Below are 24,188 nucleotides of genomic sequence, written 5' to 3' on the forward strand. Positions count from 1 at the left end.
GGTCAGCCTCCCAGGGTGTGCTCCACCAGAATTTTTACGCCGATGCCGATGAGCACCAGACCGCCCACCAGCTCGGCCCGCCGCTGGAACAGGGCCCCCAGCCGCCGGCCGGCCAGGCCTCCCACCACCGACAGCACGAAGGCCACCACCCCGATCACCAGGGCGGAGAACCACACGTCCACCTTCATAAAGGCCATGGACACCCCCACCGCCAGCGCGTCGATGCTGGTGGCGATGGCCAGCAGGCATAGCCGCCGGGGGGACAGGTCGGCGGGGGCCTCATCCTCCTCCCCCGCGCCCCGTCCCAGGGCGCCCCAGACCATCTTCCCTCCGATGAGGGCCAGCAGGCCGAAGGCCACCCAGTGGTCCACCGCCTGGATGTACCCGCTGACGCTGCTGCCCAGCAGCCACCCCGCCAGGGGCATGGCAAACTGGAAGGCCCCGAACCAAACGCCCATTTTCACCGCCTGTTTCCAGCCGAAGCCGGGAATGGCGATGCCGCTGGACACCGATACGGCGAAGGCGTCCAGGGCCAGACTCACCGCGATGAGGAAGACCTCTACCACACACATCACCTGCGCAAACGAAAAGTTAGCTACACTTAAAAAATATTATAGCACACCGGCCCCAAATATGCTATAACAAGATAAACAGCACAAGGAGGGAGCGCCGTGACGGAGCGGGAACACTATATGACCCAGGCCCTGGAGCTGGCCCGGGAGGCCATGGCCGAGGGGGAGGTACCGGTGGGCTGCGTGATCGTGAAGGACGGCGTGGTGGTGGGCAGGGGCCGCAACCGGCGGGAGACCTGCCGCACCGCCCTGGGCCACGCGGAGATCGAGGCCATCGCCATGGCCTGCAAAACCCTGGGGGGCTGGCGGCTGAAGGACTGCGCCTTGTACGTCACCCTGGAGCCCTGCCCCATGTGCGCCGGGGCCATCGTCAACGCCCGCATCCCGGTGGTGTGCTACGGGGCCAGGGACGACAAGGCGGGGTGCTGCGGGTCGGTGCTCAACCTGTTTGAGGAGCGGTTCAACCACAAGCCCCGGGTGTACGGCGGAGTGCTGGAGGAAGCATGTGGGAAAATCCTCCAGAATTTTTTTGAAAACCTGCGTTGATTTAATGGTTTTGTAACAAAACTACCCTAGCTTTTGTAACAAACCCCTGTTACCATAATACCTGCAAGAGACAAAGCTTCTTTTCATTCTATCCTCCAATCATAGGAACAGGCAGCGGAGCGCACCGCTGCCTGTTTCCACGTTCTGGCAGATATTTTCCGATCTTACAGGAAGTTTACAGAAAAAGTCGGGGATTTAAAACTTCTGTAACACCTGGGGATTTCTTCGTTAACAATTCTCCTGTATCCTAATACTTGCAAGAGACAGTTTCTTTTCATTTCATTGTATCCTCTTTCCTTCGGCAAAGGCCGGACGCCAGGAGCAGGCGTCCGGCCCTTGTCGTTTTTGGCCGGCTGTGTTATGCTGATGGTAACGGAGGGAGGGATTTGCCTTGAAATTGCAGGTCAAGCGGGTGCGGTTCGGGGACTGCGCGGTGCTGGAGGGCCGGCGGAGCCGGCTGGTAGTGGACTGCGGCGGCAGCAGTCAGGCCCCCGACGGCAGCCTGTCCGCCCGGGATTTTGCCTATGCCGCCATTGCCGCCCAGGTGGACGACCTGCTGCCCACCCACATTCTGATCTCCCACCTCCACCCCAACCACTACCGGGGCTTTCTGGCCCTGGGGGAGAACTGCCCGCCCCTTTTCCGCACCGGAGCCCAGGTGGGAACGGCCTATCTGCCCTGGACCCTGCTGGGGGGCAAGGCGGCTCTGGCCCCCGCCTTTGCCCGGCTGTACCTGGCCGCGCCCCCCCGCACCCTGGCCCACGGCCTGGCCCGGGAGCTGCTGGAGCTGCTGGCCCGGCTGGAGGAGGAGGCGGAGGAGCTTCGGCCGGTACAGGCAGGGGATGTGCTTCCCCTGGACGGCCAGAAGCTGGAGGTGCTGTGGCCCCGGACGGAGACCGCCCTCTCCCGGTTGCCTCTGTCGGGGGGACAGTCCTTCCTGGAGGCCGACGGGCCCATGGAGGAGCTCTGCCGCGCCGCCCTGGCCGGGGCCCCTTTGGGCGGGGAGCTGCTGGAGGTGGCCGCCAAACTGGAAGAGGCCCTGGCCGCCTATTTCCTCCTCCTCCACGGGGAGGCCCTGGCCGCCCCCGCCCGGCGGGGGGCGCTGAGCCGGCTGAACCAGCTGCGGGCCCAGGCCGATCAACTGCGGCGTACCCTGTGGGGCGAGGAGCTCCGCCCCCCCTATCCCCCCTGGCTCCGGCCATTGTCCGCCTTCGCCCAGCGGCAGGCCGCCCTGCTGGAGGACGCCCTGGAGGCCTGCGGGGTGGTGCTCCAGTGGCGGGACAAGGTGCTGCTGCCGGGGGACGCTCCCGCCCCGGTGCTGGAGCTGCTCCAAAGCGAAGGGCGGTTCCACCCCCGGTACGCCGTGGTCAAGCTGCCCTGCCACGGCACGCAGGGCTGCCACTTCCCCGCCATCCCCCCGGCGGACCGGTACATCCTGTCCAACGGGGGCTACCGCCGTTTTCCGGTGGAGGGGGCGGTGCTGGAGGGGCTGGCCCAGGCCAGCCCGGACTGCGCCTTTTTGTGTACCGACGCCCACCTGCGTCCGGCGGAGGACTGCCGGTACGCCTGCCGGGAGGGCCGCTGCCACCCGGCCTGTGTCCCCATCACTGACGCTCAGGCGGTAATCCCCCTGTAGACAGACGAAACCCCCGGCGGTTCCAAAAGGAACCGCCGGGGGTTTTCACATTGGTTACCGGTCCTCCCGGAAGTAAGCCAGCCCCAGGGCATTGGGGGGCTGTTTATCCTTGCTGTTGCGCAGGGAGGTGAGGATCAGCACCACCACGGTGACCACATAGGGCAGGATCTTGTACAACTCGTCGGGTATGAAGGCCAGGTGGAGCCGCTGATAGAGGATCATCAGCGCGCCGAACAGGATGGAGCCCCAGATGGCGTTGAGGGGCCGCCACAGGCAGAAGATGACCAGGGCCACCGCCAGCCAGCCCTCGCCGGAGAGGGCCTCATGGTTCCACACGCAGCTGGCGATGGTCATGATGTACACCATGCCGCCGATGGCGGAGATCCCGCCGCCGATGACGGTGGCCAGGTACTTATACCGGGTGACGGGGATACCGGCGGCATCGGCGGTGGCGGGGGACTCGCCCACCGCCCGCAGGCACAGGCCGGGGCGGCTCTTGCTGAGGAAGAAGTACATACCCACCGCCAGCAGCACCCCCAGGTAGAAAAAGATGCTGTGGCCGAAGAGCAGGGGCCCCACCAGGGGCAGCTGCTGGAGGGCCGACGGGAAGGGGGAATTGAGGAACACCGCCTTCAGATCGTTGCTGACGGCCACGTAGCCGCCGGAGCTCTCCCGCATGTACTGGCCGATGAACTGGCCCGCGCCGGTGCCGAAGATGGCCAGGGCCAGGCCGGTGACGTTCTGGTTGGCCCGGAGGGTGACGGTGAGGAAGGAGTAGATGAGGGCTCCCACCGCGCCCCCCAGGAAGGCGAACAGCAGGGCCAGGAGCACGGCGACGACCCCCACGGTGCCGCCGGCGGCCTCATAGTAGAAGGCGGCCCCCAGGCCCATGGCCCCGCCGGTGAACATCATGCCCTCCACGCCCAGGTTCAGGTTGCCCGCCTTTTCCGACAGGATCTCCCCCAGGGTGCCGAAGAGCAGGGGCACGCCGTTGAGGACGGCGGCCATGATCAGCAGCAGTACGGCATTTTGATTGATCATTGTGCAGCCCCCTCCTTATGGCCGCCCCGGACAATCAGGCGGTAGTTGATGAAGAACTCGCAGCCCAGCATACAGAACAGGAAGATGCCGGTGATGATGTCGGAGATGGAGGCGGGCACCGCCATCTGGGTCTCCAGGGTGCTGGCTCCCTTCTCCAGCACGGCCAGCAGCATGGAGATGGCCACCATGGCGAAGGGGTTGAGCTGGGCCAGCCAGGCCACGGTGATGGCGGTGAAGCCCACCCCGGCGGCCACCCCGGCGTGGAGGGTGTTGTCCGCGCCGGAGGAGACGATGAAGCCCACCAGTCCGGCGATGGCGCCCGAGAGGAACATGGTGCGCATGATGATCTTCCCCACGTTCATGCCGGCGTACCGGGCGGTGTTCTCGCTCTCGCCGATGACGGCGATCTCATAGCCCTGCTTGGTGTACTTCATGTAGACAAACATGAACACCATCAGGATGAGCACGATGATCCAGCCGCAGTGGACCCCCAGCACCTTGGGCAGCACGGCGGCGTCGTCAAACTGGGGGATGATCTGGGAGCCGGGCCGCCCCTCCCAGGGGCCGCCCTGGAGCCACTTAACCACGCCGATCATGATATAGTTCATCATCAGGGTAAACAGGGTCTCGTTGGTGCCCCAGCGGGCCTTGAAGAAGGCGGGTATGAGGGCCCACAGGCCGCCGCAGATGGCTCCGGCCACGGCCATGACGATGAGCAGGGGCACCTGGGGCAGCTTATCCGCCCAGAACAGGGCGAAGTAGCTGGCCCCCACAGCGCCGGCGGTAATCTGACCCTCGGCGCCGATGTTCCAGAACCGCATTTTGAAGCAGGGGGCGATGGCCAGGGCGGTGCCCAGCAGAGGGATGGCGATGCGCACCGTCTGGCGGATGGCGGTTTTCTTGCCCAGGGAGCCGGTTACCATGGTGCCGAAGGCCCCCAGGGGGTTGTGGCCCATGATCAGGAAGATCAGGGCGCTGATGAGGAGGGCCGCCGCGAAGGAGCCCAGCCGTATGGCCCACACCTGGCCCCGGGGCATTCCGTCCCGCTTGGCCAGCCGGAGCAGGGGGCTATGTGGTTCATGCATGGGCCGCTCCCTCCTTTCCTCCGCCTACCCGGGTCATCAGCAGACCCACTTCCTCCTTGGTGGCGGACGGTCCGTCCACCACGCCGGACACCTGGCCGCCGCACAGCACCAGGATCCGGTCGCACAGCTCCAGCAGCACGTCCAGGTCCTCCCCCACCAGCAGCACCGCCACGCCCTTCATCTTCTGCTCGTTGAGCAGGCGGTAGATGGTGTAGGAGGAGTTGATATCCAGGCCCCGGACGGGGTAGGCGGTCATGAGCACCGTGGGGGTGGAGGCGATCTCCCGGCCCACCAGCACCTTCTGCACGTTGCCGCCGGACAGCCTCCGCACCGGGGTGGCCACCCCGGGGGTGACGATCTCCAGCTCCCGGATCAGCCTGTCGGCCAGCTCTTTGGGGGGCTTGCGGTCCACAAAGGGGCCGGGGGTGTCCTTGTAGGTCTTGAGCATCATGTTGTCCACCATGCCCATGCCCCCCACCAGGCCCATGCCCAGCCGGTCCTCGGGGACGAAGGCCAGGGAGACCCCCACGTGCCGGATCTGGCTGGGGGTCTTGCCCACCAGCTCCTCCCCCGCCTTGTCCACCGGCACGTGATAGCCGGCGATGTCGCTGTTGGGGTGGGGCGGGTAGTAGAAGATGTGGCCGCTCTCCGCCTTCTGCAGGCCGGCGATGGCCTCCAGCAGCTCCTTCTGGCCGGAGCCGGCAATGCCGGCAATGCCCAGAATCTCCCCGCCGAAGGCCTGGAAGGTGATGTCCTTGAGCACGCTCACCCCTTCCCCGTTGCGGCAGTTGAGACCCTTCACCTCCAGCCGCAGGTCCTTGTACTTGGCCTGGGGCCGGTCGATGTTCAGGCTCACCGCGTGGCCCACCATCATCTCGGTGAGCTTCTGGGGGTTGGTGTCGGCGGTGTTGACGGTGCCGATGTACTTGCCCTTGCGGAGCACCGCCACCTTGTCGGAAATGGACATCACCTCATGGAGCTTGTGGGTGATGATGACGATGGCCTTGCCGTCGGCCTTCATGGCCCGGAGAATGTTGAAGAGCCGCTCGGTCTCCTGGGGGGTGAGGACGGCGGTGGGCTCGTCCAGGATCAGGATCTCCGCCCCCCGGTAGAGCACCTTGACGATCTCCACTGTCTGCTTTTCCGACACCGACATGTCGTACACCTTTTTGTTGGGGTCGATGCCGAAGCCGTACTTGTCGCTGATGGCCTGGACCTGGGCGGCCACCGTCTTGCGGTCATGGCCCTTCCCCTTCAGGCCCAGAGCGATGTTTTCCGCGGCGGTAAACACCTCCACCAGCTTGTAGTGCTGGTGGATCATGCCGATGCCGTGGGCGAAGGCGTCGCCGGGGGAGCGGATGGTCACCGGACGGCCCTCGGCCAGAATCTCCCCCTCGTCGGGCAGGTAGATCCCGGAGAGCATGTTCATCAGCGTGGTCTTGCCGCTGCCGTTCTCCCCCAGCAGGGAGAGGATCTCCCCCCGGTCGATGGTCAGGTCAATGCTGTCGTTGGCCACCACCTTGGCGCCGAAGCGCTTGGTGATGTGCCGCAGCTCAATGGCATGGACAGGTTCCAAGGCTGTCATCCTTCCTGTGATGTGACGTGGTTTGGTGAGAGAGGAAAAAGAGGGCTGCCCGGGCAGCCCTCTTTTGGGTTGGTGCGCAGATCAATAGGCGGAGTTGAGCCACTCGATGCCGTCGATCTGTGCGGTGAAGTAGGGGGCGGACTGGAAGTAGGACTCGTGGAAGGCCCCGTCAAACACGGCCTCCTCGGAGTCGGCCACAAAGTCGCCGTCGGTGTCCAGCGCCATGCAGGTGGTGAGCTCGGCGCCCTCCACGGTGAAGGTGGAGGTGTCAAACACCTGCAGCGCGCCGGAGCGGAGCTGCTCCTCCACCTCGGCCAGCTTGTCGGCGGTGCCGGCGGCGGCGATCTCCTCGTTCAGGGGGGTCATGACCACGGCGCCCTCGTCCATGCCGTGGCACCAATCCTGCTCAAAGCTCTCGCCGTTGGCCACGGCCTCGATGGCGTACTCGAAATACACGGACCAGTCGATGCGGGTGCCGATGAGGGAGGCCTCGGGAGCCACCGCGATCATGTCGTTGTTGTAGCCGGTGTGAAAGGCTCCGGCGTTCTGGGCGGCGGTGGCGGGGGTGGTGTTGTCGGAGTGCTGGGAGATCATGACGCACCCGGCGTCGCACAGGGCCTGGGCGGCGTTGCCCTCCAGGGTGGCGTCAGACCAGGAGCCCACGAACTGCACCTTCATGGTGACGGAGGGGCACACGCTCTTGGCGCCCAGGTAGTAGGCGGTAAAGCCGGAGATCACCTCGGCGAAGGAGTAGGCGCCCACGTAGCCGATGACGGCCTGGTCGGCGGTGATCTCGCCGTTGTCGATCATCTCCTGCATCTTCATGCCGGCCACCACGCCGGCCAGGTAACGGCCCTCGTAGATGTTGGCGAAGGCGTTGTGGGTGTTCTCCAGCTCGTCCACGGCGGAGGCCTGGTTGGTGCAGGAGATGAACTCAATCTCGGGATAGTCGGGGGCCACCTTCAGCATGTAGGGCTCAAAGCCGAAGGAGTTGTTGATGATCAGGTCGCAGCCCGCCTCGGCCAGCTCGATGTTGGCCTCCTCGCAGGAGGAGTCCTCGCCCACGTTGTACTTGACCTCCCAGTCCACGGTGATGCCCTTGGCGGCCAGGGCCTCGGTGACGGCCTCCTTGCCCCGGATGAAGTTGTAGGTGTAGCCCTGGTCGTTCTCGTCGCCGATGCAGATGAGGCCCACCTTCACGGTCTTGGCAGCCTCGCCGCCGGTCTCGGTGCCGGCAGGGGTGGTGCCGGAGGGGCTCTCGGCGGAGCCCAGGTCGGTGTTGCCGCAAGCGGCCAGACCAAACGTCATGGCGCCCGCCAGGAGCAGTGCAAGCAGTCTTTTCTTCATATCAGTTCCTCCTTGTAGTTCCGCGCATTACAATTCAGGTACCTCTATTCCAAACGGCTGCCTGCTCGCGGGGTCTCCCCCACGCTCCCAGGCGGGCGCACAATCATCCGCTCATCACGAAGGTCGCCCTCCGCCTGCGGCAGCCGGTCTCGCTTTGTTCACACACACTTGGGGGCGCTCAGTCGCAGAACGTCACCCCGTCCTCCACACTCATACTCTTGATCCGGGCCAAAGATTCCACCCGGACGCCCATGCCCCGGATCAGATCGCCGCCGGGCTGGAAGGCCTTCTCCACCGCGATGCCCGCCCCCACCAGGGTGGCCCCGGCGTCCTGCACCAGTTTGATGAGGCCCTGCAGGGCGGAGCCGTTGGCCAGGAAATCGTCGATGATGAGCACCCGGTCCTCGGGGTGCAGGAATTCCTTGGACACAATGATATCGTACACCTTGCCGTGGGTGAAGGACTCCACCTTGGAGGTGTACACGTCCCCGGCGATGTTCTTGGTCTTGTTCTTTTTGGCAAAGATCACCGGGCAGTCAAAAAACAGGGCGGCCACGCAGGCGATGCCGATGCCCGACGCCTCGATGGTGAGGATCTTGGTCACCCCGCAGTCCCCGAACAGGCGCAGGAACTCCTTGCCCATATCCTGAAACAGCTTCACATCCATCTGATGATTGAGAAAGCTGTCCACCTTCAGTACGCCGCCCTCGCGGATCTTGCCGTCAGCGCGGATGCGCTCCTCCAGCTGTTTCATAGATCCTTCTCCTCCAAGCAAGAAAAATTTGATTCTATTTTAGCCTAAGTAAGAATCCTCCTGCAACGACTATATTCTATCAAAAAACCTTGGCTGCGTCACGTGTTTTTAGAAATTTTGTCGGAAGAACGGGGACTTGTCCCGCCCCCTCCGGCGGCGGGGAGCGGGACGCCGCCTTTTCCATTGTACTTTGCCCGGAAATTTGGTACAATGCGGGTAAACCTGTTGTTCCGACCCTTTGACAAGGAGGTCTTGCTTCGTGCTCAAGCGCATTTGTACCGGCGGCCTGGCCGCCCTTCTGGTGCTCTCCGCCGCCCCCCTCTCCGCCCAGGCAACCTTCTCCGACGCCCAGGGCCACTGGGCCCAGGAGGTGGTGGAGCAGGCGGAGGCATACGGCCTGATCCAGGGCTACCCCGACGGCACCTTCGGCGTGGGGGATGAGATGACCCGCAGCCAGTTTGTCACCGTGCTCTGCCGTATGTTCGGCTGGGATATGCTCACCCCCGACTCCCCCTCGTACATCGACTGCTCCCCCTCCGCCTGGTATTACTCCGCCGTGGAGACCGCCCGGGCCCACAACGTGATGGACCCCTCCGGGCCCTTCCGGCCGGAGGATTACATCAGCCGGGGGGAGATGGCGGTGATGCTGGTGCGGGCCCTGGGATACGACCAGCTGGCCCAGGATCTGGCCGGCCTCACCCTCCCCTTTGACGATGTGAAGGAGGATACGGGCTATATGGCCATCGCCTACGACATCGGCATGGTCAACGGCGTGGCCGGCCCCGACGGCTCCCTGAAGTTTTTGCCCAACCACTCGGCCACCCGGGCGGAGGCGGCGGCCATGCTGGTGCGGGTATATGAGCGCTACCAGTCCAAAACCCAGTGGCTCCACGGCTTTTACGCCTTCTCCTCCTACGCCCAGATCAATCTGACCGCCGACATGGACGCCGTCAGCGTGGGGTGGGCTCAGATGGAGTACGGCGAGAACGGCCCCGTCCTCAACTCCACCTCGGCAAATGGCAACGACTGGGTCAAGCCCGACGACGTGACCCCCGCCACCTCCTACTTTGAGAGCCATCAGCTGCCCTACAACCTGAACGTCTACGCCTCTGCCGGGGACAGCGTCACCCTAGCCGACGGCGCCACCTCCTCCACCGTGGCGGCGGTGGTATCCACACCGGAGGCCCGGCAGCAGGCCATTGACGCCCTGGTGACAGCCGCCGCCGACTACAGCGGCCTGACCATCGACTTTGAGGCCCTGAAGGGAGATACCATAAAGCAGGATTATGTCACCTTTATGGAGGAGCTGCGGCAGGCCCTGCCAAAGGACAAGACCCTGTACGTCTGCGTTCAGCCGGACACCTGGTACACCGGCTTTGACTACCGGGGCCTGGGGGAGGTGTGCGACAAGGTGATCCTCATGGCCCACGACTACCAGTGGACCTCGGCACCCGAGTCCTATGTGGGCACCGCCAACACCAATTCCCCCGTCACCCCCTTCCCCAGCATCTATGAGGCCCTGCGGGACATCACCGATCCGGACACCGGCGTACAGGATGTGAGCAAGGTGGCCCTGGCCATCTCCTTCGGCACCGCCGGCTTCCACGTGGACGAGGAGGGCAGGCTGCTGGAGACCACCATCTACCACCCGGCCATGACCACCCTCACCGCCCGGCTGAACCAGCCGGACACGGTGGTGACCTATTCCGACAAATACCGCAACCCCTATGCCCTGTACACCACCGAGGACGGCAGCCAGTATAAGGTGTGGTACGAAAACGAGCAGAGCGTGCTGGACAAGCTGCAGCTGGCCCGGATGTTCGGCGTCACCGGGGTGTCCCTGTGGCGCATCGGCAATATTCCCGCTTCGTCGGGCTATGACGTATGGAGCGCGGTGCTGAGCACCCGCTGAGGAGGAGAGAGGACATGAAGCTGTCCCCCAAAGAGCTGTTTCATGAGTTTTTGCTGATGAGCCTGGGCACCGCGCTGGTGTCGGTGGGCGTCTACTTTTTCAAATTTCCCAACAACTTTTCCATGGGCGGGGTGTCCGGCCTGGCGGTGCTGCTGGGCAAGCTGATCCCTCAGCTCTCCCCCTCCACCTTCAACTCCATCATCAACCTGCTGTTTCTGCTGCTGGGGTTTCTGCTGCTGGACAAGGGCTTCGGCTTTCGCACGGTGTACTGCTCCATCCTGTACGCCGGCCTGGTGCAGGTCTTTGAGATCCTCTGGCCCCTCAGCGCCCCGCTGACCAACCAGCTGATGCTGGAGCTGCTCTTCGCCGTGGTCCTCCCCGCCATCGGCTCGGCCATCCTCTTCAATATCGGCGCCTCCTCCGGCGGCACCGACATCGCCGCCATGATTTTGAAGAAATACACCGGCATGGACGTGGGCCGGGCCCTGCTGGTGTCCGACGTGGCCATCGCCGCCGCCGCCCTGGTGGTCTTTGACGTGCAGGCCGGCCTGTGCTCCCTGCTGGGCCTGGCCCTCAAGTCGGTGCTGGTGGACTCGGCCATCGAGTCTTTCAACCGCCGCAAGGCCTTCTTCATCATCACCTCCAACCCGGAGACGGTGTGCGCCTATGTCACCGACACCCTGGGCCGGGGCGCCACTGTGTGGCAGGCCCAGGGGGCCTACACCCATGAGGTCCACCATGTGGTGCTCACCGTCCTGTCCCGGGGCCAGGCGGTGGTCCTCCGGCGGCAGCTCAAGTCCATGGACCCCCACGCCTTCCTGATCGTGGCCAACTCCAGCGAGATCTTTGGAAAGGGCTTTTTGCGGGCCTGAGGTTTTTTCCTGGAAAATATTTCCAACTCGACGGTGTTCCCCCTCCTTTGCGGCAAAATATGGTAATATATGGTTGTCCATATTCCCGTTTTGCCATGAAGGAGGGCTTTTTATGCCGTTATTGCGCCGTAAAGGACTATATGAGAGCAACAAGGTGCTGTACTTACCGGTGGCCGCCATCACCCCCAATCCGGACCAGCCCCGCCGCCACTTTTCCCGGGAAGGGCTGGAGGAGCTGGCCGCCAGCATTGCCGAGCACGGGGTGCTCCAGCCCCTGTCGGTGCGCCGAGGGGGTCAGGGCTATGAGCTGATCTCCGGCGAGCGGCGGCTGCGGGCCGCCAAGCTGGCGGGGCTGGCGGAGGTGCCCTGTATTGTGGTCAATGTGGACAGTCAGGGGTCCTCCCTGCTGGCTCTGGTGGAAAACCTCCAGCGCCGGGACCTGGACTTTGTGGAGGAGGCCTCCGCCCTGGCTCGGCTCATTGAGACCTACCACCTGTCCCAGGAGGAGGCCGCCCGGCGGATCGGCAAGTCCCAGTCGGCGGTGGCCAACAAGCTGCGGCTGCTGAAGCTGCCGCCGGAGGCCCTGGCCCTGCTGCGGGAGCACGGCTGCACCGAGCGCCACGCCCGGGCGCTGCTGCGGCTGGAGAGCGCCCAGGCTCAGCTGGAGGCCGCCCGCTACATTGCCCAGCAGGGCTTTACCGTGGCCCGCACCGAGCAGTATGTGGAGGAGCTGCTTCACAAGGCGGACAAGCCCCGGCAGAAGCGGCTCTTTATTATTAAGGATGTGCGCCTGTTTCTCAATTCCATCAACCGGGGCCTGTCGCTGATGAAAACCGCCGGGGTCAACGCTGACTGCCAGCGCAAGGAGACCGACGATTCGATCCTCTTGACCATTACCATTCCAAAAGGATAATGTTTCACGTGAAACATCACCTGCCGCCAATTCAACCAAGAACCTTGTTTCACGTGAAACAAGGTTCTTGCGCTTTTTTCGGTTGAATTACCGGGAAAGAGAAGATATAATAGGTTGGTACGCTGGTTACAGTAGAAAAGGCAGGTGTGCTATGGCAAAGACCATCGCAATCGTGAATCAAAAGGGCGGTGTGGGAAAGACTACCACCTGTGTCAATCTGGCCGCCGCCCTGAAAAAAATGGAACAGCGGATACTGGTGTGCGACTTTGACCCTCAGGCCAACACCACCTCGGGGCTGGGGGTGGACAAGACCATCGCCCCCAATGTGTACGATGTGCTGCTCAACGGGTCGGAGACCGCCAAGGCCATCGTCTCCACCCCCTATGCCGACGTGATCCCCTCCAACAAGGCCCTCACCGGCGCCATTGTGGAGATGATCGGTCTGGACCACCGGGAGTACCGGCTGAAGGAGGCCCTGTCCCTGGTGCGGTCGGACTACGACTATATCCTCATCGACTGCCCCCCCTCCCTGGAGCTGCTTACCCTCAACGCCCTGTGCGCCGCCGACACGGTGCTGGTGCCGGTGCAGTGTGAGTATTACGCCCTGGAGGGCCTCAGCGATCTGCTGTCCACCATCCGCATCGTCAAGCGCTCCCTCAACCCGTCCATCGCCCTGGAAGGGGTAGTGCTCACCATGTACGACGGGCGCACCAATCTGTCCATTCAGGTGGCGGAGGAGGTCAAGCGCCACTTCCCCGGCCAGGTGTACGCCACGGTGATTCCCCGGAACGTCCGCCTGTCCGAGGCGCCCAGCTACGGCAAGCCGGTGTCCGCCTACGATCCCCTGTCCCGGGGCTCGGAGGCCTATGCCGCCCTGGCCGCCGAGGTGCTGGAGCACAATCAGTACGCCGTCACCCGTTTGGAAAGGAGCGAATGATATGGCACTTGAACGGGGCCTGGGCCGTGGCCTGGGCGCTCTGTTGGGAGACGCCGCTCTCCAATCCCAGGAGGGGGGCTCCCTCTCCCTGCCCATCTCCCAGGTGGAGCCGGGGCTGAAGCAGCCCCGAAAGCGTTTTGAGGAGGGCGCCCTGCAGGATCTGGCCGACTCCATCCGCACCCACGGCATTATTCAGCCCCTGACCGTGCGGCGGCTGTCCTCCGGCTACTATCAGATCATCGCCGGAGAGCGGCGGTGGCGGGCGGCCAAGCTGGCGGGGCTCAGCGAGGTGCCCGCCGTGATCATCGAGGCCGACGACCGGAAGGTCATGGAGCTGGGCCTCATCGAAAACCTCCAGCGGGAGGATCTGAACCCCATTGAAGAGGCCAACGGCTACAAGGTCCTGGTGGAGGAATACGGCCTCACCCAGGAGGAGGTGGCCCAGCGGGTGGGCAAGTCCCGGCCTACGGTGGCCAACGCCCTGCGGCTGCTCTCCCTCCCCGACCCGGTGTGCGCCCTGCTGGAGGAGGGCAAGCTGTCCGCCGGCCACGCCCGGGCCATTCTGTCCCTGGAGGACGGGGCTCTGCAGATGAAGCTGGCCAAAAAGGTGATTGAGGACGGCCTCAGCGTCCGCCAGACCGAGGCCCTGGCCAAGCGGCTGGCCGCCGGAGACAGGCTGCCCCCCTCTCCCCCGCCCGCCGCCGGACCCGACCTGTCCATCTATTTCCGGGAGGCGGAAAAGTCCCTGACCAACCGCTTTGGCCGCAAGGTCCACATTGTCAACGGCAAGAAAAAGGGCAAGATCGAGCTGGAGTACTATAACCCCGACGATCTGAACACCCTTCTGGAGCTGCTGGAGCAGCTGCCCACCCAGGGGAAGGGAGGTCAGACGCTTTGAGCCATCCATCCCAGCACAAGCCGGAGGACAGCCTCCAACACGCCGCGGAGCACGAAAAGCCCTCCAAGCGCAATCCGGTGCTGTTTTACCTGATGATCCTCTTTGCGGTTGCCTTCCTGCTGCTGCTCATGTCCTTTATGATGCAGAGCCGGGCCAACCAGGAGGCCATGAGCCACCTGGAGGAGACCTCCAATTCGGCGGTGGAGTCCCTGGAAAACAAGCTGAAGGAAAACGAGCAGCTGAAAGCTCAGGTGACCCAGCTGGAGGAGGAAAACCAGCAGCTCACCAGCCAGCTGGAGGAGCAGTCCGGCCAGGTGGCAGAGAGCCAGGAGGAGCTGGAGCAGGTTGTCCAGGCCCTGACGGCGCTGAACACCCTGCGGAGCCTATATAACCAGGGGCGGTACAGCGACGCCCGGGACTTTCTGGCTGAGCAGGAGCTGAACGCCGACAACAGCTATGTGATCGAGGACTATCTGACCTTGTATAACGAAACATACGCCACGCCGGAGGAGCTGGAGATCTATGATCCCCTGGCGGCCTGGCAGCAGCTGGTCTCCTGGCTGGGCTAAAAAAGAACATGTTTCACGTGAAACTCGTCGGGGCAAGTTTCAGATCCCTCGTTTTCCCGTATACGGGAAAACTCACTCCTTCCACTGCCCCTCCTCTCCCCCACGAAACCCGCTACGCTGGGCTTTCGCGGGGTCCCCGGGGCTCCGCCCCCAATTTCATTTTGAGGTGAATTTAACCATGCTGGATATTCGATTCATCCGGGAAAATCCCGAGGCCGTCAAGGAAAACATCAAGAAAAAGTTCCAGGAGGAGAAGCTTCCCCTGGTGGACCAGGTGATCGCCCTGGACGCCGAGAACCGCAAAACCATTCAGGAGGCCCAGGACCTGCGCACCGCCCGCAACGCCAAGAGCAAGCAGGTGGGCATGCTGATGGGCCAGGCCAAGAAGGACCCCTCCAAGCTCGCCGAGGCCGAAGCCCTCAAGGCCGAGGTGAAGGCCGACGCCGACCGTCTGGCCTATCTGGAGGGCCGGGAGACCGAGCTGGCCGAGCAGATCCGCCACATCATGCTCCAGATCCCCAACATCATCGACCCCTCCGTGCCCATCGGCCCCGACGACTCCGCCAATGTGGAGGTGGAGCGGTTCGGCGAGCCGGTGACCCCCGACTTTGAGATCCCCTATCACACCCAGATCATGGAGTCCTTTGACGGCATTGACATGGACTCCGCCGGCCGGGTGTCCGGCTCCGGCTTCTACTATCTGATGGGGGACATCGCCCGCCTCCACGAGGCGGTGCTGGCCTACGCCCGGGACTTTATGATCAACAAGGGCTTCACCTTCTGCGTGCCTCCCTTCATGATCCACGGCAACGTGGTGGAGGGCGTCATGAGCCAGACCGAGATGGACGCCATGATGTACAAGATCGAGGGCGAGGACCTCTACCTCATCGGCACCAGCGAGCACTCTATGATCGGCAAGTTCATTGACCAGATCATCCCCGAGGAGAAGCTGCCCCAGACCCTCACCTCCTATTCCCCCTGCTTCCGCAAGGAAAAGGGCGCCCACGGCATCGAGGAGCGTGGCGTGTACCGCATCCACCAGTTTGAAAAGCAGGAGATGGTGGTGGTGTGCAAGCCGGAGGACTCCATGAAGTGGTACGAGCAGATGTGGCGGTACTCCGTGGAGCTCTTCCGCTCCCTGGACATCCCCGTGCGTCAGCTGGAGTGCTGCTCCGGCGACCTGGCCGACCTGAAGGTGAAGAGCTGCGACATCGAAGCCTGGTCTCCCCGCCAGCAGAAGTACTTTGAGGTATGCTCCTGCTCCAACCTGGGCGACGCCCAGGCCCGCCGGCTGAAAATGCGGGTGAAGGGCGAGAAGGGCACCTATCTGCCCCACACCCTGAACAACACCGTGGTGGCGCCCCCCCGGATGCTCATTGCCTTCCTGGAAAACAACCTCCAGGCTGACGGCTCTGTGAAGATCCCCGCCCCCCTGCGGCCCTACATGGGCGGCAAGGAAGTGCTGACCCCCAAGGCATAAAGGAGAATCTATGTCCGCGAAAGAGAAAACCAGAGGCTTTCTGGCTGAGTTCCGCAAATTTGTGGCCCGGGGCAACGTGATGGACCTGGCGGTGGGCGTGATCATCGGCGGCGCCTTCCAGTCCATCGTCAACTCCCTGGTCAACGACGTGATCAATCCCCTGCTGGGCATGCTGACGGGAGACAGCGCATCCTTGGCCGCCTCCCTCACCTTCCAGCTCCCCGGCGGCGGCCAGCTGATGCTGGGCAGCTTTATCAACGCCGTCATTAACTTTTTCATCATGGCCTTCGTGATCTTCCTGCTGGTGAAGGGCATCAACGCCTTCCACCGGAAGAAGGAGGAGGCCCCCAAGGCCCCGGAGCCCCCTAAGCCCTCGGCGGAGGAGGTCCTGCTCACCGAGATCCGGGACCTGCTGAAGGAGGGCCGCCATGCGTGAGCGGCCGGAGGACAAAAAGCCCCAGGAGGAGAAAGAGCCCTACACCCCCGCCTCCCCGGTGAAGCGGATTCTGGCCTGGGTGGGCGTGGTGTATATGGTGCTGCTGGTGGGGCTGAACCTGTACCCCTTCTTCCACGGCGGGGCCTACCTCACCGGGGTGGCGCCCCTGTTCGCCTGTCCGGGCATCGCCGGGCTGCTGATCATCGCCCTGTACACCCTGCGGCAGCCTGACGAGACCTATTCCAAAAAAGCCTCCATGGTGGTGCTGGCCCTGGTGTGCGCCGTGGGCCTGGGGGTCAGCCTGGTGCTGGGCATCCCGCCGCTGTTGGAGGGGTTGGGAGGATAAGATGCAAGCGCGTATTTCCGCCGGTCTGGCCCAGCTGGGCCTCACGCCCCCGCCCCAGGCGGCGGCTCAGCTGGCCCGGTACGGCCAGCTGCTGCTGGAGCAGAACCAGGTGATGAACCTCACCGCCATCACCGACCCCGACCAGGTGGTGGACCTTCACTTTCTGGACTGCGCCGCCCTGCTCACCATCGGGGAAGATTTCCATAAAAAAACCCTCATCGACGTGGGCACCGGGGCGGGCTTTCCCGGCCTGCCCTTAAAGATCCTGGAGCCCTCCCTCTCCGTCACCCTGCTGGACAGCCTGGGCAAGCGGGTAAACTGGTTGTCCAGTGTCTGTGAAGCACTTTCCCTTGACAAAGTGGCCTGTCTCCACGCCCGGGCGGAGGAGCAGGCCCTGGAGGCGGGCTTCCGGGACAGCTTTGACTTTGCCGTGTCCCGGGCGGTGGCCTCGCTGGAGCTTTTGTCTGAGCTGTGTCTGCCCTATGTGAAGGTAGGAGGCAAGTTCCTGGCCATGAAGAGCGTGGACAGCGGGGCGGAGACCGAGGGGGCTTCCCGGGCCATCGCCAAGCTGGGGGGCCGCCTGCTGCCCCGGATGGACTACACCATTCCGGGCACGGAGATTGTCCACCGGGTGGTGGTGGTGGAGAAGGTCTCCCCCACCCCCAAGGGCTTTCCCCGCCGTTGGGCAAAAATGCAGAAAGCCCCATTGTGAGGAAAAATCTTTTCACATATTGCACAAAAATCATTGATTCCCGTCAGAAACCATGCTATGGTATGTATAGTGGAAACGGAGTGTGCCTATGTCCACTGTAATTGTGATCACCTCCGGCAAGGGTGGCACAGGCAAGACCTCCCTCACCGCCGGGCTGGGGTCCTGTCTGGCGGCGCTGGGCAAGCAGGTGCTGTGTATGGATATGGACATCGGCCTGCGGAACCTGGACCTGAGCCTGGGGCTCAGCGACCGGGCGCTGATGGACTTTACCGATGTGCTGTGCGGCCGCTGCTCTTTGGAGAAGGCGGCGGTCCCCCATCCGGTGATCCAGGGCCTGCACCTGATCACCGCGCCGGTGAATCTGCCGGAGCAGCCCCTGAGCCATTCCGCCATGCGGGACCTGCTGCGCCAGGCCAGAGAGCGGTATGACTTTATCCTGATGGACTCCCCCGCCGGCCTGGGCGAGGGATTCCGGCTGGCCTGCTGCGGCGCGGACCGGGCTATTGTGGTATCCACCACCGACGCCTCCGCCCTGCGGGACGCCCAGCGAACCGTGACCCTGCTGCGGGGGCAGATCCCCAAGCTCCACCTGGTGGTCAACCGGGTACAGCCCAAGCTGCTGCGCCGGCTCCACACCACCATTGACGACGCCATGGACACCGCCGGCCTGCCCCTGCTGGGCATCGTGCCGGAGGACGCCCAGGTGATGCTGTGCGCCAACCGGGAGCAGCCGCTGATCCTGTACGCCAGCCGTGGGGCGGCCATTGCCTATTTAAACATTGCCAAGCGGCTGCTGGGGCAGAAGGCGCCCCTGATGCGTATTCACTGATTTCATTGAATTGATAAGAAAAGAGAGGATTGATTTATGAACATCGCGTTGATGAGCCACGATCGAAAAAAAGAACTGATGGTCCAGTTCTGCATCGCCTACTGCGGCATTTTATCCAAGCATACGATCTGTGCCACCAACACGACGGGTCGTCTGGTAGCGGAGGCCACAGGCCTGCCGGTGCAGCTCTTCCTCTCCCATGAGCACGGGGGCAGCCAGCAGATTGGCGCCCGCATCGCCTACAACGAGATTGACATGGTGCTCTTTTTCTCCGATCCCCAGTCCAACGATCTGGACGCGGATTTACAGTACATCACCCGCCTGTGCGACCAGAACAACGTGCCCTACGCCACCAACGTGGCCACGGCGGAGATCCTGATCCACGGCCTGGAGCGGGGCGACCTGGATTGGCGGGACATCGTCAATCCCAAAACCAAGCCCTTTACCGCCTGAATTTTCCGAAATTCATTGACATTTGGTGTGTTTTGGCATACGATTGCAAGCGGACTACCGCCCAACACAACGAAAGCAGGCGCTTTCGTCCCGTGACAAGGGACGGGAGCGCCTTTTTACTCTTAAGAATAAAGGAGCGTTACTATGGCTCAGGTAAAACCCCGCACCCTGTCCGGCTTTATGGAACTGCTGGCCCCAGCGGGTCGCTGACCCGCCGGGGACCCCGGATTTCACTCAAATAGGCCGAAGTGAATTCGGCCTATTTCAAGGTTTTGCTGCGCAAAACGCTTGACGCCGCACCTGCGGCGGAGGGCGGGCAGCAGCCTCAATTACTTCACAAAGGAGCGTTACTATGGCTCAGGTAAAACCCCGCACCCTGTCCGGCTTTATGGAGCTGCTGCCCGCCCGGCAGGTGCAGTTCGACCGGATGGTGGACATTTTACGGAAAAACTACTCCCTCTACGGCTTCACCCCCCTGGACACCCCGGCGGTGGAGGCGGCAGAGGTGCTGCTGGCCAAGGGCGGCGGCGAAACCGAGAAGCAGATCTACCGCTTCCAGAAAGGGGACACCGACCTGGCCCTGCGGTTTGACCTGACGGTGCCTCTGGCCAAGTACGTGGCCCTCCACCAGAACGAGCTCACCTTCCCCTTCCGCCGGTTCCAGATCGCCAAGGTCTACCGGGGGGAGCGGGCCCAGAAGGGCCGCTACCGGGAGTTCTATCAGGCGGATATCGACGTCATCGGCGACGGAGCCCTGGACATCATCAACGAGGCGGAGATCCCCGCCATCATCTACAAGACCTTCACCGCCCTGGGGCTGAGCCGGTTCAAGATCCGGGTGAATAACCGGAAGGTGCTCAACGGCCTGTTTGCCATCCTGGGCCTGGAGGAGCAGGCCGGGGACGTGATGCGCACCATCGACAAGCTGGAGAAGATTGGCCCGGAAAAGGTGAAGGCCATCCTGGTGGATGACTTCTCCGTTTCCGCCGGGGCCGCCGACTCCCTGCTGACCCTGCTGGCCGCCGATGACCCCATGGCCGCCCTGGAGCCTTTTAAGGGCAAGAACGAGCGCTTCGACCAGGGCGTGTCCGAGCTGTCCACCGTGGTGGGCTACCTGTCCGCCTTCGGCGTGCCGGAGGACCACTTCATGGTGGATCTCACCATCGCCCGGGGCCTGGACTACTACACCGGCACCGTGTACGAGACCGTCATGCTGGACCACCCGGAGGTGGGCTCCATCTGCTCCGGCGGCCGGTATGACAACTTAGCGGAATATTACACCGATAAACAACTTCCCGGAGTTGGCATTTCCATCGGTCTCACCCGTCTGTTCTCCGTGCTGGAGGCCCAGGGCTACCTGAACGACGGCCTGGTCACCGCTCCGGCGGACGTGCTGATCCTGCCCATGACCGAGGACCTCTCCCCCGCCATCTCCTTCGCCACCGCCCTCCGGGAGGCGGGGGTGCGGGCCCAGCTCCACTGCGAGAAAAAGAAGTTCAAGCAAAAGCTGTCCTACGCCGACAAGCTGGCCATCCCCTACGCCGCCTTCCTGGGAGAGGACGAGATCGCCCAGGGCAAGGTGACGGTGAAGGACCTGACCTCCGGCGAACAGAACACCCTCACCCCCGCGGAGGCGGTGGCCCTGGTGCAGGCCGGGCTGGCCCAGCGCTCCGCCGGCACCCCCATCACCGAGCCCCAGCTTTAATGGAACTTTCCCCCCTGATTTCCGTCTAACCGGATAACATCCATATCGAGGAGGAATATTCTATGAAGAAGCTGGCCGCTCTGATTCTGGCCGCCGCCCTGACGGTGGGCTCCGCCGCCGCCATCACCCCCGAGGAGGCCTTCCCCGCCAAAAACACCTACCCCGGCTATGCCGACGTGGCCGAGGGCGCCTGGTACGCCGACGCCGCCCAGGTGTGCTACGAGGTGGGGCTGATCACCGGCACCGACACCGGATTCTCCCCCGACAAAGTGCTCACCGTGGGCGAGGTGGCCGCCATCGCCGCCCGCATGAACGAGGCCATCACCGGGGACCCCATCCCCATGGCCACCCCCGCCGCCGGAGAGACCCTGCCCTGGTACTTCTCCTATGTGACCTACCTGGAAAAGCTGGGCATTGACGTACCCGGTCCGGAGAAGGGTGCCACCCGGCTGGAGCTGCTCACCCTCATGGGGGGCGTGGTGCCCGACGACATGCTCTCCCCCATCAACACCATCACCGCCCTGCCCGACACCGACGACGCCACGGTGCTCCGCTTCTACAACGCGGGGATCCTCACCGGCGTGGACGCCTGGGGCACCTTCGCCCCCGACAAGAGCCTGACCCGGGCGGAGACCGCCGCCCTGGTGGCCCGTGTGGCCCGGCCGGAGCTGCGGGAGAGCTTCACCCCCGCCGACTACACCCTGTTTACCGCCGCCTATCTGAAACCCTCTGACGTACTCTTTACCAACGGCACCACCGCCGGGCAGTATCTGCCCTACGTGCAGGAGCTCATCGACGGCCTGGAGGCCGACTGCGCCGCCGCCGGCATGGAGTTCAACTGGTTCAACACCGTGGACGGCGTGGCATTTCTGGACTACGTGAAAGACACCGCCCTGGCCCACTTCGGGGTCACCTCCAAGGACGGCACCGACCTGTACAAGAACTTCGATGTGCAGGTGTATTACAGCCGTTACCTGGATCTGAAGGGCAATACCTGATTCTGTTTTGTTATATAAAATCTTTTGATTACGATATGGAGTTGATTTTTCATGGATAACGTGCGCACCCACTACCGCACCCACTCCTGTGGGGAGCTCCGGATGGAGCATGTGGGCCAGAGCGTCACCCTGGCGGGCTTTCTGGAGAATTTCCGTGAGGTAGGGGCCAACCTGGGCTTTCTGGTGCTGCGGGACTTCTACGGCACCACCCAGGTGGTGGCCGAGACCGAGGAGATGGTCAAGACCATCAAGGCCCTGAACAAGGAGTCCACCGTGGCCGTCACCGGCGTGGTGCGGGAGCGGGACAGCAAGAACCCCAAGCTGCCCACCGGCGACATTGAGGTGGTGCCGGAGCGCATCGAGGTGCTGGGCCGCTGCCGCCACAACGAGCTGCCCTTCCAGGTCAACCGCAGCCGGGAGGCCGACGAGACCCAGCGGCTGAAGTACCGCTATCTGGACCTGCGCAACCCGGAGGTGAAGAACAACATCATCCTCCGCTCCCAGGTGGTGGCGGCGCTGCGGGCGTCCATGATCGACCACGGCTTCATGGAGATCACCACCCCCATTCTCACCGCCTCTTCTCCGGAGGGCGCCCGGGACTACCTGGTGCCCAGCCGGAAACATCCCGGCAAATTCTACGCCCTGCCCCAGGCCCCCCAGCAGTTCAAGCAGCTGCTGATGGCCTCTGGCTTTGACAAGTACTTCCAGATTGCCCCCTGCTTCCGGGATGAGGACGCCCGGGGCGACCGCTCCCCCGGCGAGTTCTACCAGCTGGACATGGAGATGGCCTTCGCCGGGCAGGAGGACGTGTTCGCCGTGCTGGAGGACGTGCTGCCCCCCATCTTCGCCAAGTTCGGCACCTACAACGTGGCCTCCGAGGCTCCCTTCCGCCGGATCTCCTACCTGGAGGCCATGGACAAGTACGGCTCGGACAAGCCCGACCTGCGCATTGACCTGACGGTGACCGACGCCACCCAGGTGCTCTCGGGCTGCGGCTTCGGCCCCTTCGAGGGCAACACCGTCAAGGCGGTGGTGGTGTCCGGCTTTGAGGGCACCCGCAAGCAGATTGACGGCATCTGCAACGAGGTGGAGGTCCAGTCCGGCAACAAGGCCTACTGGTTCCGCTACGACGAGAACGGCGAGATCGTGGGCGGCATTTCCAAGTTTGTCCAGCCCATCAAGGACGCGGTGGTGTCCGCCCTGGGTCTGGAGAAGGGCTGCTTCGTGGGCCTCACCGCCGGCAAGCTGCTGACTTCCCAGAAAACCGCCGGCGTGCTGCGCACCAAGCTGGGCAACTTCTGCCCCAACCACATGGACAAGGAGCGGTACGAGTTCTGCTGGATCGTGGACTTCCCCATGTACGAGATCGGCGAGGAGTCCGGCGAGCTGGAGTTCTGCCACAACCCCTTCTCCATGCCCAACGGCGGCCTGGAGATCCTGAAAAAGGCGGCCGCCGGTGAGGTGGACCCCCTGTCCATCACCGCCTTCCAGTACGACCTGGTGTGCAACGGCGTGGAGCTGTCCTCCGGTGCGGTGCGGAACCACGACCCGGAGATCATGCTGGAGGCCTTCCAGCTGGTGCGGCTGGGCGAGGACGACGTGAAGAGCAAGTTCCCCGCCATGTACAACGCCTTCACCTACGGCGCGCCCCCCCACGCCGGTATCGCCCCCGGCGTGGACCGGATGGTGATGCTGCTGGCCGGGGAGGACTCCATCCGGGAGATCATCCCCTTCCCCATGAACAAGAACGCCCAGGACCTGATGATGGGCGCTCCCAGCTTCGTCACCCAGGCCCAGCTGGACGAGCTGAACATCGTGTGTACCAAGAAAGAGGAAGAGAGCGCCGAATAAGCGCTCTTACAACAAAACCCCGGCGGAGTCAATCCGACTCCGCCGGGGTTTCTGTCTTTGGCGTGACGATCAGCTCAAACAGGCGCTCGGCCTTGGGCGGCGCGCCGCCCGCCGCCTTCCATCCGGCAGCGAAGGCCAGACGTACCATGGAAAACAGGTAGCTTTCCGCCTCGTCATACTCGTGCCGCTCTAAAAAGTTGGAAAAGGCTTCTTCAAATTCGTTTGTGTACATATCCATCACCTAAGTAAGATTATAGGCGATATTATCTTACTCGTCAATATTCTATCGTATTTAGTGGTATATATTGTCCTGGTGATAATATGAAGCCACTGAAAAGTAAAGTCAGTCTGACCTTGGATCAGCCCGTTCTCGAAAAAATACAAAAGCTGGCCGAGCAGCAGGACCGCTCCCTGTCCAGCTATATCAATCTGGTGCTCCGTGCCCATCTGGAAGAATTGGAGCATAAAACGAATCCATGAGGGTTACGCCCTCCGGAGGGGCACTTGCGCCACCTGGCCGGTGCGGCGGGGCCGTTACGGAGTAAGGCCCCGCCGCCGGAAAACTGGCAGGAGAGCAGCCTGGGGGAGATTCCAAAGACGGGGGAACCGCAGTTCCCCCTCTTTGGTCGTTTTAAGGAGGGGTGCAGGGGAGGGAAATCGAAATCCCTCCCCTGCCGTCTTTTCCCCCCTTTTCGACGCCGAAAAGGGGGC

General features: G+C 63.4%; 25 protein-coding genes. 18 read left to right on the forward strand and 7 right to left on the reverse strand.

Annotated elements, in window-relative coordinates:
* Positions 1–2: 2 nt before the first annotated feature.
* On the reverse strand, positions 3–572 hold the full coding sequence (locus B5F88_RS01655; RefSeq protein WP_087341255.1) for a manganese efflux pump MntP family protein: 570 nt from the start codon (positions 570–572) through the stop codon (positions 3–5).
* 99 nt (positions 573–671) lie between these two features.
* Between B5F88_RS01655 and B5F88_RS01660 the strand changes: the two genes are divergently transcribed.
* Complete coding sequence (locus B5F88_RS01660; RefSeq protein ID WP_275532899.1) at positions 672–1,118, forward strand: nucleoside deaminase; 447 nt, start codon at positions 672–674, stop codon at positions 1,116–1,118.
* Between the two features lie 391 nt (positions 1,119–1,509).
* Positions 1,510–2,754, forward strand: coding sequence for an MBL fold metallo-hydrolase (locus B5F88_RS01665; RefSeq protein WP_087341256.1), 1,245 nt, complete (start codon positions 1,510–1,512; stop codon positions 2,752–2,754).
* A gap of 54 nt (positions 2,755–2,808) precedes the next feature.
* Here B5F88_RS01665 and B5F88_RS01670 read toward each other — a convergent pair whose 3' ends face one another.
* From B5F88_RS01670 to B5F88_RS01690, 5 genes are all read right to left on the reverse strand, one after another.
* Entirely contained in the window at positions 2,809–3,795 is a 987-nt protein-coding gene (locus tag B5F88_RS01670) for an ABC transporter permease (RefSeq protein WP_087341257.1), read from the reverse strand.
* Positions 3,792–4,880 (reverse strand): ABC transporter permease, encoded by a 1,089-nt coding sequence (locus B5F88_RS01675; RefSeq protein WP_087341258.1) that lies wholly within the window; start codon positions 4,878–4,880, stop codon positions 3,792–3,794. Before B5F88_RS01675 ends, B5F88_RS01670 begins: the two co-directional genes overlap by 4 nt.
* Positions 4,873–6,456 carry an ABC transporter ATP-binding protein gene (locus tag B5F88_RS01680; protein ID WP_087341259.1) on the reverse strand — a complete coding sequence of 528 codons (1,584 nt, stop codon included), beginning with the start codon at positions 6,454–6,456 and terminating at the stop codon, positions 4,873–4,875. The genes B5F88_RS01675 and B5F88_RS01680 overlap by 8 nt, the downstream gene beginning before the upstream one ends.
* Before the next feature lie 90 nt (positions 6,457–6,546).
* The gene (locus tag B5F88_RS01685) at positions 6,547–7,812 is read right to left on the reverse strand and encodes a BMP family ABC transporter substrate-binding protein (RefSeq protein WP_087341260.1); all 1,266 of its coding nucleotides are present in this window, start codon (positions 7,810–7,812) and stop codon (positions 6,547–6,549) included.
* A 178-nt stretch (positions 7,813–7,990) separates the two neighbouring features.
* Positions 7,991–8,566, reverse strand: a complete 576-nt coding sequence (locus tag B5F88_RS01690; protein WP_087341261.1) for a xanthine phosphoribosyltransferase — start codon at positions 8,564–8,566, stop codon at positions 7,991–7,993.
* 259 nt (positions 8,567–8,825) lie between these two features.
* Between B5F88_RS01690 and B5F88_RS01695 the strand changes: the two genes are divergently transcribed.
* The 15 genes from B5F88_RS01695 (at position 8,826) to aspS (ending at position 23,477) form a co-directional block, all read left to right on the forward strand.
* The gene (locus tag B5F88_RS01695) at positions 8,826–10,478 is read left to right on the forward strand and encodes an S-layer homology domain-containing protein (protein WP_087341262.1); all 1,653 of its coding nucleotides are present in this window, start codon (positions 8,826–8,828) and stop codon (positions 10,476–10,478) included.
* Positions 10,479–10,492: 14 nt separating this feature from the next.
* Entirely contained in the window at positions 10,493–11,350 is an 858-nt protein-coding gene (locus B5F88_RS01700; protein ID WP_087341263.1) for a YitT family protein, read from the forward strand.
* Positions 11,351–11,462: 112 nt separating this feature from the next.
* Positions 11,463–12,263 (forward strand): ParB/RepB/Spo0J family partition protein, encoded by an 801-nt coding sequence (locus B5F88_RS01705; protein WP_087341264.1) that lies wholly within the window; start codon positions 11,463–11,465, stop codon positions 12,261–12,263.
* Between the two features lie 151 nt (positions 12,264–12,414).
* Complete coding sequence (locus B5F88_RS01710; protein WP_087341265.1) at positions 12,415–13,200, forward strand: ParA family protein; 786 nt, start codon at positions 12,415–12,417, stop codon at positions 13,198–13,200.
* Between the two features lies 1 nt (position 13,201).
* Positions 13,202–14,098 (forward strand): ParB/RepB/Spo0J family partition protein, encoded by an 897-nt coding sequence (locus B5F88_RS01715; protein ID WP_087341266.1) that lies wholly within the window; start codon positions 13,202–13,204, stop codon positions 14,096–14,098.
* Positions 14,095–14,667, forward strand: a complete 573-nt coding sequence (locus tag B5F88_RS01720) for a hypothetical protein (RefSeq protein ID WP_087341267.1) — start codon at positions 14,095–14,097, stop codon at positions 14,665–14,667. Before B5F88_RS01715 ends, B5F88_RS01720 begins: the two co-directional genes overlap by 4 nt.
* 178 nt (positions 14,668–14,845) lie before the next feature.
* Positions 14,846–16,147 (forward strand): serine--tRNA ligase, encoded by a 1,302-nt coding sequence (gene serS / locus B5F88_RS01725; RefSeq protein WP_087341268.1) that lies wholly within the window; start codon positions 14,846–14,848, stop codon positions 16,145–16,147.
* Positions 16,148–16,157: 10 nt separating this feature from the next.
* The gene (gene mscL, locus B5F88_RS01730; protein ID WP_087341269.1) at positions 16,158–16,583 is read left to right on the forward strand and encodes a large conductance mechanosensitive channel protein MscL; all 426 of its coding nucleotides are present in this window, start codon (positions 16,158–16,160) and stop codon (positions 16,581–16,583) included.
* A complete protein-coding gene (locus tag B5F88_RS01735) occupies positions 16,576–16,929 on the forward strand; it encodes a hypothetical protein (protein WP_087341270.1) in 354 nt (117 codons plus the stop codon). The genes mscL and B5F88_RS01735 overlap by 8 nt, the downstream gene beginning before the upstream one ends.
* A 1-nt stretch (position 16,930) precedes the next feature.
* Complete coding sequence (rsmG, locus tag B5F88_RS01740) at positions 16,931–17,641, forward strand: 16S rRNA (guanine(527)-N(7))-methyltransferase RsmG (protein WP_087341271.1); 711 nt, start codon at positions 16,931–16,933, stop codon at positions 17,639–17,641.
* 88 nt (positions 17,642–17,729) lie between these two features.
* A complete protein-coding gene (gene minD, locus B5F88_RS01745) occupies positions 17,730–18,470 on the forward strand; it encodes a septum site-determining protein MinD (RefSeq protein WP_087341272.1) in 741 nt (246 codons plus the stop codon).
* A 36-nt stretch (positions 18,471–18,506) separates the two neighbouring features.
* Complete coding sequence (locus B5F88_RS01750) at positions 18,507–18,923, forward strand: methylglyoxal synthase (protein ID WP_087341273.1); 417 nt, start codon at positions 18,507–18,509, stop codon at positions 18,921–18,923.
* 352 nt (positions 18,924–19,275) lie between these two features.
* Complete coding sequence (gene hisS / locus B5F88_RS01755) at positions 19,276–20,628, forward strand: histidine--tRNA ligase (protein ID WP_087341274.1); 1,353 nt, start codon at positions 19,276–19,278, stop codon at positions 20,626–20,628.
* A 62-nt stretch (positions 20,629–20,690) separates the two neighbouring features.
* A complete protein-coding gene (locus tag B5F88_RS01760; protein ID WP_087341275.1) occupies positions 20,691–21,626 on the forward strand; it encodes an S-layer homology domain-containing protein in 936 nt (311 codons plus the stop codon).
* Positions 21,627–21,677: 51 nt separating this feature from the next.
* A complete protein-coding gene (gene aspS, locus B5F88_RS01765; protein ID WP_087341276.1) occupies positions 21,678–23,477 on the forward strand; it encodes an aspartate--tRNA ligase in 1,800 nt (599 codons plus the stop codon).
* 28 nt (positions 23,478–23,505) lie between these two features.
* On the opposite strand, the gene B5F88_RS01770 is transcribed toward aspS, so the two are convergent.
* Positions 23,506–23,709: a hypothetical protein gene (locus B5F88_RS01770; protein WP_087341277.1), complete on the reverse strand. Its 204-nt coding sequence runs from the start codon at positions 23,707–23,709 to the stop codon at positions 23,506–23,508.
* A gap of 89 nt (positions 23,710–23,798) precedes the next feature.
* On the opposite strand from B5F88_RS01770, the gene B5F88_RS01775 reads away from it, so the two are divergent.
* Positions 23,799–23,957 carry a DUF6364 family protein gene (locus B5F88_RS01775; RefSeq protein ID WP_087341278.1) on the forward strand — a complete coding sequence of 53 codons (159 nt, stop codon included), beginning with the start codon at positions 23,799–23,801 and terminating at the stop codon, positions 23,955–23,957.
* Positions 23,958–24,188 lie beyond the last annotated feature (231 nt).

This window comes from Flavonifractor sp. An306 (assembly GCF_002159455.1).
Lineage (GTDB): Bacteria > Bacillota > Clostridia > Oscillospirales > Oscillospiraceae > Flavonifractor.